Consider the following 17,673-nt stretch of genomic DNA (forward strand, 5'->3'; position numbering starts at 1 on the left):
CCTCACGTCGTCAGACGGAGCGACGGAACAGCCGCGAGCTCGCCCGGCACCGCGGCACCGGACGTGACCACCAGCGCGTACTCCCCGGCATCGCGCACGGTCGCGCCACGGCGGAACACGCGCAGACGCCCGGGATCGCGGCCCTCTGCCCGCATCGCCTCGACGTCCTCGGGGGTCGGCTCGCGCGCGACGGACGCCGACACCGTGCCGCCCGGCTCGGCGGACGGTTCGGGCAGCGGGAGGTCGGGAGCGAGCGGGTCGGTGTCCAGCAGGAGAGCCGTGCGGCCCGGCCGCACCAGCGCTGCAGCGACCGTCAGCAGACGGGGGCTCGTCGTCCGCACCTGCGCGGATCGGCCACGGTGCAGGGCCCGCAGGGCGGACCACTCCTCCGTACCCGGGTCGAACAGCTCTGCGGGCGCGCCCATCTCGATCATCGAGGACACCACGGCACTGGGCGTGGTGTCGCCGACCGTCAGGGGCCAGCGCGGGAAGAGGGATCCGGGCCAGACGTACCCGATCGCCCCCGCCCAGTCGGCCGGGTACGCCTGCGGCGCCTTCGCGGCCAGGGCGCGACGATGGCTCGCGTGCACCGAGTCGTCACCGAGCCAGGGCGGCAGTCGGCCGTCGTCGCGCAACTCGTCGTACGTCCACGCACGCCCGTCGCTGTAGTCGAGGAGCCGTGCCTCCAGGGCCTCCGCCCGCCCGCGGGCCGCCCACTCCCGGCAGGTCGCGATCCCGTAGGCCACGAGCGCCGGGGTGAATCCCCGCCACATCACCACCGCCGGGTGGTTCTTCCACCCGTAGGAGGGCCACACCAGGGCGCGCAGGATCTGGAAGGTCTCGACGCGTTGCTTCCCGAGCCGCTTGTCGTCGAGCAGCTGTGCGCTGCGGGCGAAGCCGGGATCGGGGAGGAACGTCTGCATCCCGAGAGGGTGACCGACGAGGGCCGCGTCGAAACGAGGGTGCCTCTGCGGAGTTGCGACCTGCTCGAGTCGAACCCTGTGCCGACCCCTCTCACTGCGACAGCATCGTGTGTCATGACGATCTCCGTCGAGACGAGCTCCACCGACTCCGGGCAGTGGCGTCTCGCCGCGGTGTGCCGCGGCGAGCGCAGCGACCTGTTCTTCTCCCCCGCCGGAGAGGGACGACGAGCTGCCCGCGAACGCGAGGAGATCGCGAAGAGGCTGTGCGCACACTGCCCGGTGATCGCTCGGTGCCGCGAAGTGGCTCTCGAGTCCGCCGAACCGTACGGAGTGTGGGGCGGGTTGACCGCCCGCGAACGGCGTCAGGTGCGCCGGGCCGTCTGACGCGCGACCGTGCGCACGGGCCCGGTACTCCCGCGCACGACGAGTGACGGCTCGACCACCAGCTCGGCGGGCGCGAGGCTCTCGTCCTCGAGGCGGGCGATGGCGAACCGCACCGCCGTCGCGGCCAGACCCTCGGCGTCCTGCCGGACGGTCGTGAGATCGATGCGCGAGAGGTGCGCCAGCTCGCTGTCGTCGTATCCCACTACCGAGACATCATCGGGCACAGCGATTCCGGCACGGTGGAACGCGTCCATCAGTCCGACCGCGCACAGATCGTTGCCGGCCATCACCGCGGTGGGCACCCGCCGCTCGGCGACCATGCGCGTTCCGGCGGCACTGCCCGCCTCCTCGGTGTGCGCACCCGGCCACACCACGGCGGGAAGACCGCGCTCGTCCATCGCGGCACGGAAGGCGGCGCGACGCTCGGTCGCACCGGAGTCGGTACCACCGTCGACGTGGTGGATGTCCACGTGCCCGAGACCGACGAGGTGGTCGACCGCCTGACGCACTCCGTGGTCGTCGGCGCTGCGCACGATGTCGAAGTCGGTGGCGGGCAGGGCCCGTCCGATCATGACCACCACCGCCCGCTCCTCGAGATGCGCGACGTACTCGGGTGAGGACGACGGACCGAGCAGGATCACGCCTTCGCAGCGATGGCTGAGCAGCGCCTCGATCGCCTTCGTCTCGTCCCGGCCGGGCGCGCTCGCGGACAGCAACACCTCGTACCCGGCCGCCTCGGCCACGGGATAGATGTGGGTCACGAGATCGGCCTGGAACGGCTGTCGCACGTCGATCACGACCCCCAACGTCCTGCTCCGCCCGCGCGCGAGGAGTCGCGCGGCGTTGTCGGGTCGATAGTCGAGTTCGCGCGCAGCGGCCAGGACACGGTCGCGAGTGTCGTCACTCGCACCCGGTTTGCCACTGAGGACGAACGACACCAGGGTCCGGGACACTCCCGCCAGAGCGGCGACGTCACTCATCGTCGTCTTGCGGCTGCGGGGCGGCGTGGACACCGGCACTCCTCTGGGACGGGGCTTGACACGGAAGCGTGATCCACCTCATAGTAGCTTAAGCGCGTTACTTAAGCGCGTTAGTGCCACAGCACGAGCGCCGGACATTCTTCGAGAGGAACCCCCGAGACATGAGCACGATTCGCGTCGGATCCGCCCCCGACTCCTGGGGAGTGTGGTTCCCCGAGGATCCTCAGCAGACCCCGTACGGCCGCTTCCTCGACGAGGTGTCGGCGTCGGGCTACGAGTGGATCGAACTGGGCCCGTACGGCTACCTGCCCACTGATCCGCAGAAGCTGCTGTCGGAGTTGGGCTCTCGGGGTCTCAAGCTGTCGGCGGGCACGGTGTTCGAACACCTCCACCAGGACGACGCGTGGGACGCGGTGTGGACTCAGATCGAGGACGTCGCCAAGCTGACCGCCGCCGCCGGCGGCAAGCACGTCGTCGTCATCCCCGAGATGTGGCGTGACCCCTCCACCGGCGCGGTGCTCGAGGACCGCGACCTCACGGCGGACCAGTGGCGCAAGAAGACCGAGGGCATGAACGAGCTCGGTAAGCGCATGTTCGAGCAGTACGGCGTCATGGCGCAGTACCACCCGCACGCCGACAGCCACGTCGACACCGAGGAGAACGTGTACCGCTTCCTCGACGGCACCTCGAGCGAGTTCGTGAACCTGTGCCTCGACACCGGCCACATCAGCTACTGCGGCGGTGACAACATCGCGATCATCGAGCGGGCACCCGAGCGCATCGGGTACCTCCACCTCAAGCAGGTGAACGAGGAGGTCCGCGCCAGGGTCGCAGCGGAGGATCTGCCGTTCGGCGAGGCCGTCAAGCTCGGCGCCATGACGGAACCGCCGCTCGGCATCCCGGACATGCCCCCGCTCCTGAAGACCATCGAGCGCCTCGCGGACGACGGCAAGCTCACCGCGGACATCTTCGCGATCGTCGAGCAGGACATGTACCCGTGCGCCGTCGACGCTCCCCTGCCCATCGCGCAGCGCACCCGGAAGTACCTGGGCTCCTGCGGCATTCCCGCCGTCACGTTCGCCTGACCACACTTCGCACCTACAGAAACGGATTGACACGATGACCACCGAACTCCGCATCGCGGTCCTGGGTGTCGGCATGATGGGTGCCGATCACGTCGCCCGCATCACCTCGAAGATCACCGGCGCCCGCGTCGCCGTGATCAACGACTACGTCAGCGCGAAGGCCCACGAGCTCGCCGCGACCATCCCCGGCTGCCGCGTCGTCGAGGATCCCCTCGACGCGATCGCCGACCCCGAGGTCGACGCCGTCGTCCTGGCCACTCCCGGCCCGACCCACGAGAAGCAGCTTCTCGCGTGTCTCGAGCACGGCAAGCCCGTCATGTGCGAGAAGCCGCTGACCACCGATGTGGCCACGTCCCTCGCCGTCGTGGAAGCCGAGGCCGCGCTGGGCAAGAAGCTCATCCAGGTCGGATTCATGCGCCGCTTCGACACCGAGTACGACCAGCTCAAGGCACTCATCGATTCCGGCGAGCTCGGCCGTCCGCTGGTGGTGCACTGCGCACACCGTAACCCCGCCGTGCCGCCGCACTTCGACAGCGCGATGATCGTGCGCGACTCGCTGGTGCACGAGGTGGACGTCACGCGCTTCCTCCTCGACGAGGAGATCACGTCGGTGCAGATCATCAGCCCGTCGGCCAATCCGTCGGCACCGCAGGGCCTGCGGGATCCGCAGATCGCCATCTTCACCACGGAGTCCGGTCGACACGTCGACGCCGAGGTGTTCGTCACCACCGGCGTCGCCTACGAGGTGCGCACCGAGGTCGTGGCCGAGCACGGCAGCGCGATGATCGGTCTCGACGTCGGCCTCGTCCGCAAGTCCGCTCCCGGAACCTGGGGCGGCACCATCACTCCCGGCTTCGTGCAGCGCTTCGGCCAGGCCTACGACACCGAGATCCAGCGCTGGGTCGACGCGGTGAAGGCCGGCGCCGAGACGGGCAACTACGTCGACGGCCCCGGAGCGTGGGACGGATACGCTGCAGCCGCGGTGTGCGAGGCCGGCGTGAAGTCGCTCGAGTCCGGTGCCCCGGTCGCCGTCGAGATGGTGCAGCGCTCGTCCATCGTCGGAGCCTGAGATGAAGATCGCGCTCGATCCGACGCCGTTTCATCACTCGCATTCGCTGCTCGAGCTGCCCGCCGTGGTCGCCGATCTGGGGTACGAGTGGTTGCAGCTGACGCCGCACGTGGACATGATCCCGTTCTTCAACCATCCCAAGGCCGACGACGGATTGGTCGCGAAGTTCCGCAAGGCCTGCTCGGACGCCGGCGTCGGCATCGCCTCGGTGTTGCCGGTGCTGCGCTGGTCCGGTCCCGACGAGGACGCCCGCGAGGCGGCCGTCCGCTACTGGAAACGCGCCATCCAGATCACCGTCGACCTCGGGGTGTCGACGATGAACACCGAGTTCTCCGGTCGACCGGAGAAGCCGGAGGAGTCCGAGCGGGCGTTCTACCGGTCGATGGAGGAACTGGTCCCCATCATCGAGCGCGAGGGTCTCGACGTCCTGATCGATCCGCATCCGGACGATTTCGTCGAGGACGGGCTCGCCGCGATCCGCACCATCCGCGGGATCAACTCCCCGAACATCGGGATGGTGATCGTGGCGTGCCACCAGTTCCACATGGGTGGTGACCTGCCGGCGATCATGGCCGCCGCCGGGGACATGGTGCGTCTGGTGCACGTGGCGGACACGATGGATCATCACCGTTCGCACGGGTTGCGGTACATCACCAACCCACCCGGCAACGCGGTGCGGGTGCACCAGCACCTGAAGATCGGCGACGGAGACGTCGACTGGGACCAGTTCTTCGGCGGCCTGGGCTCACTCGGGTTCTACGACAACGACACCGTCATGGTGTCGAGTGTGTTCGCCGAGAACGAGAACGCCCACGACGTCTCCCGCTACCAGCTCGAGACGATGACCCGGTACGTCGAGAAGTACCGGGCCTGATCGCCTCTCACGAGAAGTGTCAGGACGGCTGGACCCCGGGGGTGCGCACGATCATGGGCACCCCCGGGAACACCGCCGCCATCTCGGCGCGCGACTTCCGCAGCGCCGCAGTGCCGTAGCCCTTCTTCCGGTGTCCGGGGTGGATCCACACCCGGAGATCGATGTCGCCACCGGCGAGCTCGCCGAAGACGATGCCCACCTTCTCCGCGCCCTCGCGTGCGACGAACCACGCGGCCTGCTCGGAGTCGAGGCGGTCCCGTGCCGCCGCCAGCTCGGTGTCCAGATCACCGGCTGCTCCGCCGGATCCGTCACCCGCGGAACCGACGTCCGCGAGGCGGGCGGCGAACAGGTCGCGGTCGTCGTCCGAGAACGCTTCCAGCACCAGGGTCTCTCCCGCGCTGGCGGGACGCTCGGCCAACGTGAAGTTCAGGCGACTGTCCAGGTCCTCGAGCTCGGCGGCGTTGCTCCGGCGGGCGTCTTTGGTGAGGCTGGCGAACGACATGCCCATGACGGCCTCGCCGCCCAACCGTGACGTGCCGAGCAGGGTGGCGATCGCCTCCACGGCGTCGGGCCGGGTCTCGGCCTCGACGATGACGTCGAGCACCTCGTGACGACGTTCGAAGGCCGCCAGTAGGGCGGACGTGATCTCTCGGCGAGCGGCAACATGATCGTGATCGGTCATCGCGTGATCATAGGGCTTCGCCCCCGTGCGCGGTTTGCGTACTCGGGGATGCGCGAAAGGCTCACGGGGGGATCATGGACCCATGCACCCGAGACCGCTGCGCAGGATGGGTTTTCTCACGATCGGACTGTTCGACGGGGACGACCCCGCGGCCGGGCACGAGTCGACGCTCGCGATCATCGAGCTGGGCGAACGTCTCGGCTTCGACAGCGCCTGGTTGCGGCATCGCCACCTGCAGTACGGCATCTCCTCCCCCGTCGCCGTGCTGGCCGCCGCATCGCAGCGGACCTCGCGGATCGAGTTCGGCACCGCCGTGACTCCGCTGGGGTGGGAGAACCCGGTGCGGCTGGCCGAGGACCTCGCCACCGTCGACATCCTGTCCGGCGGGCGCCTGAATCCCGGGGTCAGCGTGGGCCCGCCGATGAACTTCGACCGGCTCAGGGATGCGCTGTACCCCGACACCGCCGATCGGGAGGACTTCAGCTACGCCCGGGTCGAGCGGCTCCTCGCCGCGATCCGAGGCGATCGTCTGACGGACTTCGAGGGGATGGACGGCATCGAGGTGCATTCCTCACGCGCACAGCCTCATTCGCCCGGTCTCGCGTCCCGGATGTGGTACGGCGGCGCGTCGCTCGGGTCGGCTCGCTGGGCCGGCGCGAACGGTATGAACTTCCTGACGAGCAGCGTCGTGAAGGCCGAGGAGGACGACGACTTCGACCGCATCCAGCTCTCCCACATCGAGGCTTTCCGCTCGGCACACTCGGCGGGGAACGGTGGTCGGGTCTCGCAGGGCTTGGTGGTGATTCCGACCGACTCGGCCACACCGAGCCAGCGTGCCCGCTACCAGGAGTACGCCGATGCCCGTCTGGGCCGCACCCGGTCACCGGTCGGCCCGGCCCGCCTGCTGTTCGCTCCCGATCTGGTGGGCACCACCGAGCAGCTCGTGGAGCAGTTGCAGGCGCGCGCAGCCTTCCGGGAGATCGACGAGGTGGCGTTCGCTCTACCTTTCAGCTTCGACCACGACGACTACGTGCAGATTCTCACCGACATGGCGACGACGCTCGGGCCGGCGCTCGGGTGGTCACCGGCCGGTGGGCTCGAGGAGTAGACGCGCGGCAGCACGCGCACGGTCGAAGGGCCGCTCGACCACTCCCATTCCCGCGCACACCAGCGCGCCCTCGTGCACGAGCATCAGCAGGTCGGCCGTGCCCACCGGGTCAGGCACGCCTGCGGCCGTGAGGATGTCGACGAACAGATCGGCCATCCAGCGCTTCTGCCCGATGATCACCGGATAGGCCGGGTGGGCGGGGTCGCTGATCTCCGCGTGCGCGTTGACCATGCTGCATCCCTTACCACTTCGCTGCGCCGTCCACTCGGCCGAGGCGACGAGCACCGCATCGATCCGATCGCCGGCCGCGTCTGCGGAGACGGCACCCAGCCGGACGGCGAGGAACTCGCGCCACTGACGGTCACGTTCCCGCAGGTACTCCACGACGAGCCGTTCCTTGGACTCGAAGCGGTCGTACAACGTCTTCTTCGTGACGCCGGCTCGCGCCGCGATCGTGTCGACGCCGACCGCGTGAATGCCCTGCTCGTAGAACAGCTCGTCGGCCGCGGCCAGCACGGCACGCGCCTTCGGCGTCCAGGCGACCTCGGATGTCATGTTTCGAACTATACCGATCTGTGTAGTCTGCTGTCATGAGTAGACAGATCGGTATACCTGTGGATCGACGCACTGCCGTCGGGTCGGTACTGGCGGGCGCGGCGTTCGTACTCTGCTGGTCGTCCGGTTTCATCGGCGCGAAGATCAGCGGTGAGGACGCTGCCGTCACCACCGTCCTGATGTGGCGGTTCCTCCCACTCGCCCTGCTGCTCGCACCGACGTGGCTCCTCGGGTCTCGCCGAGTTCGAGGCCCGGACCTGCGGCGGCAGGTGATCGTGGGCTTTCTGTCGCAGTCCGGCTACCTCCTCACCGTGTACTGGGCCATCGGCCTCGGGGTCTCCACCGGCACCACGGCCCTCGTCGACGGAGTGCAGCCACTCGTCGCGGCAGCGCTGGCGGGCCCCCTGCTGGGCGCGGCGGCCTCGGGCCGACAATGGATCGGGCTCCTGATCGGTGCTCTCGGCGTCGCGCTCGCCACCGTTGCGGACGCCACGGCGACCACCGCGACCACCCCGGCGTGGGCCTACCTCGTTCCGCTGGTGGGCATGATGTCTCTGGTCGCCGCGACCTTCGTCGACCGTCGCGCCCAGCGACCGGCACCCGTCAGCGCTCTCGGAATCCACTGCGCCACATCGGCCGTCGTCTTCACCGCCGGCGCGGTCGCGACGGGCACCGCGGTACCGCCGACGACACTCGACTTCTGGGCGGCGACGGCGGGACTGGTGGTGTTCGCGACGTTCGGCGGGTACGGGCTGTACTGGTATCTGCTCGACCGGGTGGGGGTGACGAGGGTGAACGCTCTGATGTTCCTCGTACCGCCCGTCACCACCGTGTGGGGCGCCCTGCTCTTCGGCGAGCCGTTCACCGCCCTCACCGCGATCGGTCTGGCGCTGACCTTCGTGGCCATCACTGCCGTCACGATGCGTCTTCGGGCCGGAACCCGACGGGACATCCCGAAGTCGTCGCTAGCATCGGTGTCATGACGGACGGCCGGGAGTACACCGAGGACGGCCACCACATCGTGATCGACGGGCGGAAGTGGCGCGCCACCGATCCCGACATTCCCGAGGAGCGCGGCGCCGAACTGCGGTCGATCCTCATGGCGTGGCGACGCGACGTCCGCCGGACCGGCGGCGCCGCGGAGTCCCGCGCCGGTGTACAGGCCGCCAAGGTCGCTCTCGGCGAACGCGGCACGCCGTGGTGGGAACAGTCCGACGACGAACGCCGCGCGCGTTGGGAGACCGACGTCCCGAGGCCCGGTACCGACGACGCGTAGTCGGCCGCCGTCCGGGTAACCCTCGCCCATGGCCGACGACCACGCCCCCTCCCCGCGACCGCGCAGCGTGCTCCCACCCGTGCTCCACGATCAGCCGATCCGGGCACGCGGGCGCGACCTCGTGCGTGTCGCCGATCTGGACGAGAGGGGCGTGGCCGAGGTGCGCACCGACGACCACGGGGTGCTCGCGGTCGGTATCCGGCCCGACGGGACACCGTTCGCCGTCGGGAACACGTGCCGACACCAACTCGCCAAGCTCGGGCGCGAGCGGGTGACCGAGAACGGCTGCCTCCAGTGCCCCTGGCACAGGGCGGAATTCGACGTGACCGACGGGTCCATGGTGTCCGGTCCCAAGGGAGTGATCTTCGGTTTCCCGCCCTACTCCGCAGTGGTGGCCGCCGTCGGACGCGCCGTACCGCTCACCACCGCGCAGGTGGAGATCGTCGACGGCGTCATCCGACTCGCTCACTGACCACGTCCGCGGGGATCCTGTCGAACCACGGCCGCGCCACCTCGAGCTCCGCGGCGAGCACCAGCAGCCGAGTCTCCCCACCCGGTGGCGCCAGGAAGTGCACGCCGACGGGCAGACCGTCGACTGTCGCCGAGAGCGGAACACTCATCGCCGGCCGCCCGGTCAGATTGGCCGATTGCGTGTACGGGACAGCGGACAGGCTGCGCATCACCGCGTCCTGCACCGCGCCGAGCCGTCCGAGAATCGGTCCGAGTCGCAGCGCGAGCGCGAGCCGGGCGCCCACCCTCTCGACGAACGGGGTGTCGAAGGCGCCGATCAGCGGCGCGGGACCCGCCGTCGTGGGTGTCATGAGCAGATCGAAGCGGCGGTGGAATGCAGCGATGGCGCGGACGTGGTCCTGCCAGCGTGCCAGTGCCGCATCGTGATCCACCGCTCTCGTGGCGCGCCCGATCTCGGCGAGGACCAGCGTGTCGAGTTCGAACTCCGTCGTGGTGGGCCGCGCCGTGGCCGGCGCGGACGACACCTCGGCGGCGAGGTGGACGAACCACGGCACGAGGAAGTCTCGGGCCAGCTGCTCCTCGTCGAACGGCGAGGCGACCTCCTCGACGGTGTGGCCCAGTTCGACGAGCAGGTCGCGGGCGCGGTCGAGCGCGGCGAGGACGTCCGGGTGCGGTGCGTCGTTCAGCGCCGATTGCGCCGCGACCCCGATCCGGAGCCGAGGACCCGGCCGGCCGAGTGCCTCCACATGGGACGTCGACGGGGCCGCGAACTCGAAGGGCGCGTCGTCGTCCGAGCCGCGCACGATGTCGAGGAACGCGGCCGAGTCGCGCACGGAGCGGGTGAGCACACCGGTGACGGCGCTCCCGAAGAGCATCTCCCCGGCGCGGGGCCCGGCAGGGACGACTGCCCGGCCAGGCTTGAGTCCGAACAGGCCGCAGTACGCCGCGGGGATGCGGATGGAGCCGCCGCCGTCACTGGCGCCGGCGACGGGCACGATGCCCGACGCCACCGCGGCGGCCGAACCACCGGAGGAGCCACCGGGTGTGCGGGCGGGATCCCACGGGTTGCGGGTCGCACCGTGCGCCTGCGGCTCGGTGACTCCCTTGGCGCCGAATTCGGGTACGGCCGTGCGGCCCAGGACGACGACCCCGGCGTCGAGCCACCGTTGCACCACGGTGTCCGTGACCCGGGGCCTGGACGACGCCCCCGAGCGTGACCCCGACGTCTCGACGATCCCGGCCTGAGCCTGGAAGAGATCCTTGAGCAGGAACGGCACTCCCGCCATCGGACCGGACAAGGCGCCCGCGGCCCGCACTCGCGCGGCATCCTCCTGCCACTGCACGAGGGCGTTCAGGGTGGGATCCACCTCGCGCGCTCGCATGATCGCGACCTCGACCAACTCCGCGGCCGTCACGTCGCCGGACGCGACCAGCTGGGCGAGCCCGGTCGCGTCGTGGGCCCGATACTCGTCGAATCTCATGGCGCTCAGACTAGGTGCGAGTGCCGCCCGCGAGCGCCGGTGTCGTCGAAGTCTGGACACCGCACGGCCCGTGACCCCGGGAACCGATCACGTTCCAGCAGAGACGATCGCTCGGTCCACGATGCGCTGCTGCTGCTCTGCCTCGTTCCGAGGTGCGTAGAGGTAGAGATAGCTGTCCGGCAGTCCCACGAGGGAACGCCCGGCCAGCGGATGCCGCTCTCCCCAGCCACGCGAGACGATCTCGGCGACGTCCCGCGGATCGGCGACCACGTGCATCGACCCCTGCGCGTCGTGCACGTGGGCGATCTCTCCGCGAGCACGCCGAGCGGCGGCGCTGCGCGGGTGATCGACGTGGAGCGCGTCGCCTCGACGTTCCAGATGGCTACGCGCGCTGTGCCATCCGTCGGTGGAGCTCAGGATCGTCAGGTGATCCTGCAACGACCGGACACTGACGGGATCGCCGTCGGACACCACCTGCCGGTGCGGGATCGGGAACGGTGCCATGACGGGTCGACTGCCGCGGTCCGGCAACTCGAGCGCACCGACGGCGGCCCGGATATCGTTGTCGCGCAGTCGAATGGTCTCTCGACAGAGGGGGCGTAGAGCGGTCATGACCACCCAGCCGACCGGATTGTCGGGGAGCCCGCCCGGCCCGATCGCGCGCCAGCGTCGATAGTCGTCCAGGATCGCGCGCAGACCTGGCGTACGACGTACCGTGTTCATGACCCACCCCCATGTGCGACGGCCCCCACGACCGACCGTCGCATCATGCCCCGGGTGCACCCGGCGAGCAACGGGCTCGTCGCACACGAGAGTCAGTGCGCGGCGACCGCCTCGGCGGGCCGCACCGCCTTGTAGGCGAGTGCACCGACCAGACCACCGATCAACGGGAAGACCAGGAACACCCACAGTTGCGAGAGTGCGCTTCCGCCGGCGATCAGCGCAGGCCCGATGGAGCGCGCCGGGTTGACCGACGTCGAGTCGACCCCGATGGCGAGCAGATGCACGAACGCGAGCGTCAGTCCGATCGGAACCCCGGCTGCCGCAACGGAATGCGGCCCTGTCACGCCGAGTACGACCAGCACGAGAACTGCCGTTGCCACGATCTCCACGATCGCGACGGCGAGAAGCGAGTAGTTTCCTGCCGAGGCGTCGCCGTATCCGTTGGCGCCGAGACCGTCGACCGTCCGGTCGTATCCGGGTCGACCCGTCGCCATGGCGTAGACCACCAGGGCGCCGACGAGTCCGCCGATCACCTGTGCGGCGGCGTATCCGGCGGCGCGGGCGGCCGTCATGCGGCCCGTGACGAGGAACGCGAGCGTGACCGCCGGGTTGATGTGGCAACCTGACACGGGTCCGAGCACGAACACCATCGCGAGCAGTGTCAGGCCGAAGGCGAGCGCGATTCCGGTGGTGCCGACGTCGTCGCCCGCCAGGACGGCGGTGCCCACACCTCCGATCACGAGAACGGCGGTGCCGATGGCCTCGGCGATGTAGACGGTGAACTTGGTCATCGTCGTCCTCCTCGTCGGGTGCGGCGCTCGTCGATCTTGCGCTTGGCGTAGCCCCACGTCACGCGGCCCAGGCCCTCGAAGAGTCGGCTGGACAGGCTCCGACGGGCGCTCATGCGCGCACCTCGTCGGTGCGTTTCTCGATCGTGGTCATCATGGTTCCTCTCTTCGACCGGCCCGCGGAGTGCGAGTCGGTGTGTGTGGTCGGACGAGACTGTGGTCAGGCGGCCGTGCGGTGGCCACCGACCTGCACGTCGTGCACGACGACGTCGACGCGGCTGCAGGTGAGTCCGGTCAGTGCCGTCACCGCACTGGAGACGTTGCGGCGGACGTCCGCTGCGACGTCGGCGATGGATATTCCGTAGTCCGCCACCAGATCGAGCGAGACGACTGCGGTGCGGTCGTCCACCTCGACCGACACCCCCTGTGTGTGCCTCGCCCCGTCGACGCCCACTGCGGACCGGAGTACGTCGAGCGCACGAGAACCGGCCGGTTCCAGGGCGTGGAGGCCCGGTACCTCTCGTGCGGCGATGCCGGCGACGGTGGCGACCACGGCGTCCGCGACGACTGTGCGGCCGCGATTTCTGCGGTCGGTTCGGTCGTCACTGTGGTCGACGGTCGATGCGACGGACGTCCTCACGGCGTTTCCTGTCGCAGTCTGCGGGGCGTTCACTTCAGGTCCTCTCTCTGGACTGTGACGGCTCGTCACAGTCATTGAGTCGGGTCCTCACCACGAAAACGCACGTCGGAAATCAAGTGATGCGCATCACATCGGTTTGCGCGTGATCCTGCGCGGGAACAGTCGCGTCGGGGAAAGTAGTTGCTTCATCAATCTTCGGGGTGGGTCACTCCGACGGCGGTTCGGGGGGAACAGTGCTCAGTCGTCCGTCGATCGCGCCCGATCCCGGCAGTCCCGACGTGGCCGGTGATGTCAGCCTCCCGTCCATCGCAGCACCGTCGGCGGACCGCGACACGTCCACTCGTCCGACGTTCGCCGCCGACCACCGCGAGCTCGGCGATCGCGCCCTCGCCGCCGCCGCGGGCATGGGCGACCGACGCGCGTTCGAGGAGATCGTGCGCCGACTCGGACCGGACATGTTGCGCTACGCGACGCACCTCCTGTCCGACCGAGGCGCTGCCGAGGACATCGTCCAGGACGCGTTGGTCGACGCCTGGCGCGGACTGCGCCACTTCCGTTCCGACTCGTCGCTGCGCACCTGGTTGTTCAGCGTCGTCTCCCACAAGGTGACGGATCATCGGCGGCGCCGCAGCATCGCGCCCGTCGAGGACTGGGTGTTCGAGAGGCCGAGCCAGGACCCGAGGGACGACCCGTCGCGCACCGTGTCCGACGCCGACTTCCTGTCCGCGTTGGACGATGCCCTCGCTGAGCTACCGTATCGCCAGCGGGCCTGCTGGTTGCTCCGTGAGGTCGAGGGCATGAAGCACACCGAGATCGGCACGGTCATGGCCCTCTCCCCCGGTGCCGTCCGCGGCCACCTCACGCGTGCACGCGCCACACTCGAGACACGATTGGAGACGTGGAGATGACGTCGGGTCAGCCTGATTCGACACCGCCGCAGACGGATTCGACGCTCCGTCGAGCCGCGAGCGTGCTGCGCGACGCGCCTGTGCACGGGTGGGTGGACATCAGCGCCGCCGCCCTCTCACGAGTGCGAGCCGTCGGGGTCCGGACGTGGCCCCTCGACGCCCGCTACCCCGACGAGGGCGTCGTCGAGGGAGTGGACGTCGACGCCGACACCCTTCGGGTCAGTGACGTCGTCGTCCGCATCGCCGTCCGCAGCGCCGTCGCCGAGGTGGCGGGCACGGAGCCCGCCGACATCTCGCTCTACACCGAGGGTCACCGGTGCACGGGCGGTCTGGTGACGGTGATCGCCGCCTACGGCACGGATCTCCAGGAGGCCGGCGATCTCGTCGCGAGCCGGGCAGCTGCCGCTCTGACGGATGTCCTCGGACTTCCCTACAGCGCCGACGACATCGGCGTCGTGATCGCGGAGATCGACGCCCCCGACCAGGCGACGGCGTTTACTTCACCATCGTGAACTGGCGGACGTCGATCAGTTCACGCCGGAAGAAGTCGGCGAAGCCGGGCAGGTACCGCATGTAGGTCTGGTACATCGCCTCGCCGGCGATGGCGACGGCTTCGTCCTTCCTCGCCTCCAGCGCGGCCGACCACAGATCGAGCGTTCGAGCGTAGTGCTGTTGCAGCGACTGGACCTTCTCCACGCGGAAGCCGGCTCGCTCGCCCTTCTCGATCACCACCTGCGGGATCGGGAGCTCGCCGCCGGGAAAGATCTCGCGGCCGATGAAGTCGGCGAAGTCCATGTCCGCCCGCGTCACGCGCGACTTCTGCCGGAACATGTCGCGGCCGAGTTGCACGATGGTGTGCAGCATCATCCGGCCGTCCCCGGGCAGGATCGAGTAAGCGCGGGCGAAGAAGTCGTCGTAGCGGGGGGAGGTGAAGTGCTCGAAGGCGCCGATGCTGACGATGCGATCGACCGGCTCGTCGAACTCCTCCCACCCCTGCAGCCGCACCTCGGTGGTGCGTCCCGTGTCGAGCCCGTTCAGCATCGCCGACACGTGCTCGTACTGGTTCCTGCTCAGGGTCAGACCTACGACGTTCACGTCGTACTTCTCCACCGCTCGCCGAAGCGTCGCGCCCCACCCGCAGCCGACGTCGAGCAGACGCATGCCCGGACGGAGGTCGCACTTGGACAGCGACAGGTCGATCTTCGCGAGCTGCGCTTCCTCGAGTGTCATGTCCTCGCGCTCGAAGTACGCACAGCTGTAGGTCTGCGTCGGATCGAGGAAGAGCCTGAAGAACTCGTCCGAGAGGTCGTAGTGAGCTTGGACGTCGTCGTAGAACGGCTGAAGATCGGACACTGAATTCCTCCACGGGTCACCGGACAACCGAGCCCCACCCGACGGTGGTGCTGCGGCGCACGTGTTCCCGCGATCGTCGCGTCGAAACACGCCGTCAGATCCTCGATCAGGGAGTTTCGGTCGGTCCGACCGCGGTACCCGTGCCCGACCGCGTCACCGAATACCGGAGGTGACGGAAACCCGATGTGCTTGTTCCTCGCCGGCTCCTCACATCGGTGTGCCCGGCGCGGCCAGCAGGTCGCGGCACGCCCGCGCGCATCGCCGACATGCGTCCGCACACGCGGCGCAGTGCTCGTGCATCCCCGCATGCCGGGCGCACTCGTCGGCACAGTCGTCGCACGCGGACGCACAGGCGATCAGCGCGGCGCGTGCCGTCTCGGACCGGGCACCGCTCCGCGTGATGATCCGGGCGGTCGCGGCACACAGGTCGGCGCAGTCCTGATCGAGTCGAATGCACGACCTGAGTCGCGCGACGGAATCCTCGGCGAGGCAGGCGTCGGCACAGACGGTGCACGCCGTCGAACAGTCGAGACACGCCTCCACACAGGCCGCCACCAGTGCACGATCACCATCGAGGGGATGGGTGGCCAGTAGGTCCGTCACGGTCGTCATCGCTGCTCCTTCGTCGCACGGATCGCGTCGGTGTCGGCTACCCGCGGACCGTCGGCGGAAACGGCGCGTATGACGTCGCGTCAGCCCAGGGTGACCGGCAGCAGACCGCGGGACGTGTGGCGAGCGATCTGCTCCAACGCCGGACCGAGGCGCGGATACTCGAACTCGAAATCACTGCGCCGCAACACCTCGGGATCCACCCACCGACTCTTCAGGACCAGTTCCGGTTCGGTGCGGATGACAGCGGCGCCGGCGTGCAGCAACCATGCGGGGGTCGCGACACCTCGTGACCGTCCCAGGTGACGTCGGACCTCGCGCATCATGGTGGCGTTGTCCACGGCGAACGGTGTCGCGAGGTTCACCGGTCCCGCGATGTCCTCGCGCGCGTACAGATGGTCGATGGACCGGAGCACGTCCGCGACGTGGATCCAGCTGAACATCTGTGTGCCGTCACCCATCCGGCCGCCGAGTCCGAGCCGCGCCAGATCGATGAGGGGGTTGACGGCGCCGCCACCGGCACCCAGGACGATCGCCATGCGCAGAGCGATCTTGCGGACGCCGGTGGGCGCGTCGAACAGTTCGCGCTCCCACGCGCGGGCCACCTCGACGGAGAAACCCGTCCCCACGTCCCCGTCCCGCTCCGTCATCGGCCGGTCACGAGCATCGCGGTAGATGGTTCCGGTGCTGGCGTTGAACCACACGTCCGGAGCGCGGTCCACGCGCGAGAGGGCCTGGCCCAGTGCGGCCGTCGTCTCCACCCGCGAGGAGAAGATGACGTCGGCGGTACTCTTGGTGTAGCGGCAGCTCACCGAACGGCCCGCCAGATTGATCACCATGTCGGCTCCGTCGAGGACACGGGTCAACCGGTCACGGTCCGACCACGACGCGTCGTTGACGGCGCCGCGGCCCACGGATCTCACGTCGATTCCCCGGTCCCGATACGCCCTCGCGAGGTACTGCCCGATGTATCCCGTCGCTCCACAGATCACGACGGTCCGTACGTCTCTCGTCATCGCCCGCTTCCCTTCTCGGATGTCATGGTGTCCACCAGCCCGACGATGTCGCCGAGCAGTCCTCGCGCGACCGGCAGTCGGGACAGGCTGATCGTCTTCGTGACGACGGGAACGAGACCGTCGACGAGCGCGCGGGTGCGGCGTTGGTCGTCGGATCCGTCCGTGACCCAGTGCAGGGTCACACCCAGGTACGCGACCCACAGCAACGTGGGGAGACGACTCTCCAGCGATGCCGGTCCGCGCTGCTTGGACTTCTGCAGTGTCAGTCGCATGAGGTCCACGGCCATGTCTCGCGCGGCGGACGATTCGGGCGAGAAGGGACTGGAGGTCGACTGCAGGGGAAGCGCCGACTGGAGGAACGAGCCGCCGAAGCTTCGGTAAGGGTGCATCACGTCGAGACCGGCGTGCAGCACCGCCGAGAGGTTGTCCGCCAGCGAGGCGCCGTCACGGAGCAGGGGTATCGCGCGGGTCCGATGCTCGCGTTGGACGACGAGATACAGCTCGTGGACCAACTCGTCCTTGCCGGCGAAGTAGTAGTAGGCATTGCCCAGCGAGACGCCCGCCTCGGTCGCGATGCGCCGCATCGTGGTCGCCTGGAACCCGTCCTCTCGGAAGAGTCGAAGCGCCACCTCCACCAACCGCTCCCGCGTCGCCGTGTCTCGCACCATTGTCGGACTCCCGTCTTGAACGTGTTCAACAACGACCGTAGCGAAGTTGAACACGTTCAACAAGTGCCACCATGAACTCG

At 69.1% G+C, this 17,673-nt stretch carries 22 protein-coding genes; 10 read left to right on the plus strand and 12 right to left on the minus strand.

Translation table 11 applies throughout. The annotated features are described in order from the left end of the window. Positions 1 to 2: 2 nt before the first annotated feature. Entirely contained in the window at positions 3 to 923 is a 921-nt protein-coding gene (locus QRN16_RS09075) for an MSMEG_6728 family protein (protein WP_285185744.1), read from the minus strand. A 114-nt stretch (positions 924 to 1,037) separates the two neighbouring features. Here QRN16_RS09075 and QRN16_RS09080 point away from each other — a divergent pair, with 114 nt between their 5' ends. Then, entirely contained in the window at positions 1,038 to 1,307 is a 270-nt protein-coding gene (locus QRN16_RS09080) for a WhiB family transcriptional regulator (RefSeq protein ID WP_027505596.1), read from the plus strand. Here QRN16_RS09080 and QRN16_RS09085 read toward each other — a convergent pair. Then, positions 1,286 to 2,287: a LacI family DNA-binding transcriptional regulator gene (locus QRN16_RS09085; protein ID WP_037185774.1), complete on the minus strand. Its 1,002-nt coding sequence runs from the start codon at positions 2,285 to 2,287 to the stop codon at positions 1,286 to 1,288. The genes QRN16_RS09080 and QRN16_RS09085 overlap by 22 nt on opposite strands. Before the next feature lie 161 nt (positions 2,288 to 2,448). On the opposite strand from QRN16_RS09085, the gene QRN16_RS09090 reads away from it, so the two are divergent. From QRN16_RS09090 to QRN16_RS09100, 3 genes are read left to right on the plus strand one after another with little or no spacing between them, the layout of a single operon-like run. Further along, positions 2,449 to 3,372, plus strand: coding sequence for a sugar phosphate isomerase/epimerase family protein (locus QRN16_RS09090; RefSeq protein ID WP_285185746.1), 924 nt, complete (start codon positions 2,449 to 2,451; stop codon positions 3,370 to 3,372). Between the two features lie 34 nt (positions 3,373 to 3,406). Continuing rightward, positions 3,407 to 4,441 (plus strand): Gfo/Idh/MocA family protein, encoded by a 1,035-nt coding sequence (locus QRN16_RS09095; protein WP_027505593.1) that lies wholly within the window; start codon positions 3,407 to 3,409, stop codon positions 4,439 to 4,441. 1 nt (position 4,442) lies between these two features. Continuing rightward, a complete protein-coding gene (locus QRN16_RS09100) occupies positions 4,443 to 5,315 on the plus strand; it encodes a sugar phosphate isomerase/epimerase family protein (RefSeq protein ID WP_056448610.1) in 873 nt (290 codons plus the stop codon). 19 nt (positions 5,316 to 5,334) lie between these two features. On the opposite strand, the gene QRN16_RS09105 is transcribed toward QRN16_RS09100, so the two are convergent. Then, the gene (locus QRN16_RS09105) at positions 5,335 to 5,997 is read right to left on the minus strand and encodes a GNAT family N-acetyltransferase (protein WP_027505591.1); all 663 of its coding nucleotides are present in this window, start codon (positions 5,995 to 5,997) and stop codon (positions 5,335 to 5,337) included. Between the two features lie 82 nt (positions 5,998 to 6,079). Here QRN16_RS09105 and QRN16_RS09110 point away from each other — a divergent pair, with 82 nt between their 5' ends. After that, on the plus strand, positions 6,080 to 7,105 hold the full coding sequence (locus QRN16_RS09110; protein ID WP_285185751.1) for an LLM class flavin-dependent oxidoreductase: 1,026 nt from the start codon (positions 6,080 to 6,082) through the stop codon (positions 7,103 to 7,105). Here QRN16_RS09110 and QRN16_RS09115 read toward each other — a convergent pair. Beyond that, on the minus strand, positions 7,079 to 7,660 hold the full coding sequence (locus tag QRN16_RS09115; RefSeq protein WP_056448620.1) for a TetR/AcrR family transcriptional regulator: 582 nt from the start codon (positions 7,658 to 7,660) through the stop codon (positions 7,079 to 7,081). The genes QRN16_RS09110 and QRN16_RS09115 overlap by 27 nt on opposite strands. 35 nt (positions 7,661 to 7,695) lie before the next feature. Here QRN16_RS09115 and QRN16_RS09120 point away from each other — a divergent pair, with 35 nt between their 5' ends. Genes QRN16_RS09120 through QRN16_RS09130 form a run of 3 tightly spaced genes read left to right on the plus strand, consistent with a single transcriptional unit; the run spans position 7,696 to position 9,408 of the window. Next, positions 7,696 to 8,643 carry a DMT family transporter gene (locus tag QRN16_RS09120; protein ID WP_285185755.1) on the plus strand — a complete coding sequence of 316 codons (948 nt, stop codon included), beginning with the start codon at positions 7,696 to 7,698 and terminating at the stop codon, positions 8,641 to 8,643. Continuing rightward, complete coding sequence (locus QRN16_RS09125) at positions 8,640 to 8,936, plus strand: hypothetical protein (RefSeq protein WP_027505588.1); 297 nt, start codon at positions 8,640 to 8,642, stop codon at positions 8,934 to 8,936. The genes QRN16_RS09120 and QRN16_RS09125 overlap by 4 nt, the downstream gene beginning before the upstream one ends. Before the next feature lie 28 nt (positions 8,937 to 8,964). Then, a complete protein-coding gene (locus QRN16_RS09130; protein ID WP_285185757.1) occupies positions 8,965 to 9,408 on the plus strand; it encodes a Rieske (2Fe-2S) protein in 444 nt (147 codons plus the stop codon). Here the strand turns inward: QRN16_RS09130 and QRN16_RS09135 are convergent. From QRN16_RS09135 to QRN16_RS09150, 4 genes are all read right to left on the minus strand, one after another. Continuing rightward, positions 9,389 to 10,888 carry an amidase gene (locus QRN16_RS09135; protein ID WP_285185760.1) on the minus strand — a complete coding sequence of 500 codons (1,500 nt, stop codon included), beginning with the start codon at positions 10,886 to 10,888 and terminating at the stop codon, positions 9,389 to 9,391. The genes QRN16_RS09130 and QRN16_RS09135 overlap by 20 nt on opposite strands. A gap of 87 nt (positions 10,889 to 10,975) precedes the next feature. After that, positions 10,976 to 11,611 (minus strand): luciferase domain-containing protein, encoded by a 636-nt coding sequence (locus QRN16_RS09140; RefSeq protein ID WP_285185762.1) that lies wholly within the window; start codon positions 11,609 to 11,611, stop codon positions 10,976 to 10,978. Positions 11,612 to 11,703: 92 nt separating this feature from the next. Further along, positions 11,704 to 12,402, minus strand: a complete 699-nt coding sequence (locus QRN16_RS09145) for an aquaporin (protein ID WP_285185764.1) — start codon at positions 12,400 to 12,402, stop codon at positions 11,704 to 11,706. A 217-nt stretch (positions 12,403 to 12,619) separates the two neighbouring features. Further along, positions 12,620 to 13,039 carry an Asp23/Gls24 family envelope stress response protein gene (locus tag QRN16_RS09150; protein WP_285185767.1) on the minus strand — a complete coding sequence of 140 codons (420 nt, stop codon included), beginning with the start codon at positions 13,037 to 13,039 and terminating at the stop codon, positions 12,620 to 12,622. A gap of 233 nt (positions 13,040 to 13,272) precedes the next feature. Here QRN16_RS09150 and QRN16_RS09155 point away from each other — a divergent pair, with 233 nt between their 5' ends. Both QRN16_RS09155 and QRN16_RS09160 read left to right on the plus strand, forming a co-directional pair. Then, complete coding sequence (locus QRN16_RS09155; protein ID WP_231476307.1) at positions 13,273 to 13,947, plus strand: RNA polymerase sigma factor; 675 nt, start codon at positions 13,273 to 13,275, stop codon at positions 13,945 to 13,947. Further along, a complete protein-coding gene (locus QRN16_RS09160) occupies positions 13,938 to 14,459 on the plus strand; it encodes a hypothetical protein (protein WP_285185770.1) in 522 nt (173 codons plus the stop codon). The genes QRN16_RS09155 and QRN16_RS09160 overlap by 10 nt, the downstream gene beginning before the upstream one ends. On the opposite strand, the gene QRN16_RS09165 is transcribed toward QRN16_RS09160, so the two are convergent. From QRN16_RS09165 to QRN16_RS09180, 4 genes are all read right to left on the minus strand, one after another. After that, the gene (locus QRN16_RS09165) at positions 14,443 to 15,300 is read right to left on the minus strand and encodes a cyclopropane mycolic acid synthase family methyltransferase (RefSeq protein WP_285185772.1); all 858 of its coding nucleotides are present in this window, start codon (positions 15,298 to 15,300) and stop codon (positions 14,443 to 14,445) included. The genes QRN16_RS09160 and QRN16_RS09165 overlap by 17 nt on opposite strands. Positions 15,301 to 15,507: 207 nt before the next feature. Beyond that, positions 15,508 to 15,912 (minus strand): four-helix bundle copper-binding protein, encoded by a 405-nt coding sequence (locus QRN16_RS09170; protein WP_027505583.1) that lies wholly within the window; start codon positions 15,910 to 15,912, stop codon positions 15,508 to 15,510. Between the two features lie 80 nt (positions 15,913 to 15,992). Then, complete coding sequence (locus tag QRN16_RS09175; RefSeq protein ID WP_222638495.1) at positions 15,993 to 16,925, minus strand: TIGR01777 family oxidoreductase; 933 nt, start codon at positions 16,923 to 16,925, stop codon at positions 15,993 to 15,995. Continuing rightward, positions 16,922 to 17,593, minus strand: a complete 672-nt coding sequence (locus tag QRN16_RS09180; protein ID WP_222629975.1) for a TetR/AcrR family transcriptional regulator — start codon at positions 17,591 to 17,593, stop codon at positions 16,922 to 16,924. The genes QRN16_RS09175 and QRN16_RS09180 overlap by 4 nt, the downstream gene beginning before the upstream one ends. Positions 17,594 to 17,673: the final 80 nt, after the last annotated feature.

Origin of the sequence: Rhodococcus sp. MEB041, from assembly GCF_030208955.1 — a bacterium.
Lineage (GTDB): Bacteria > Actinomycetota > Actinomycetes > Mycobacteriales > Mycobacteriaceae > Rhodococcoides.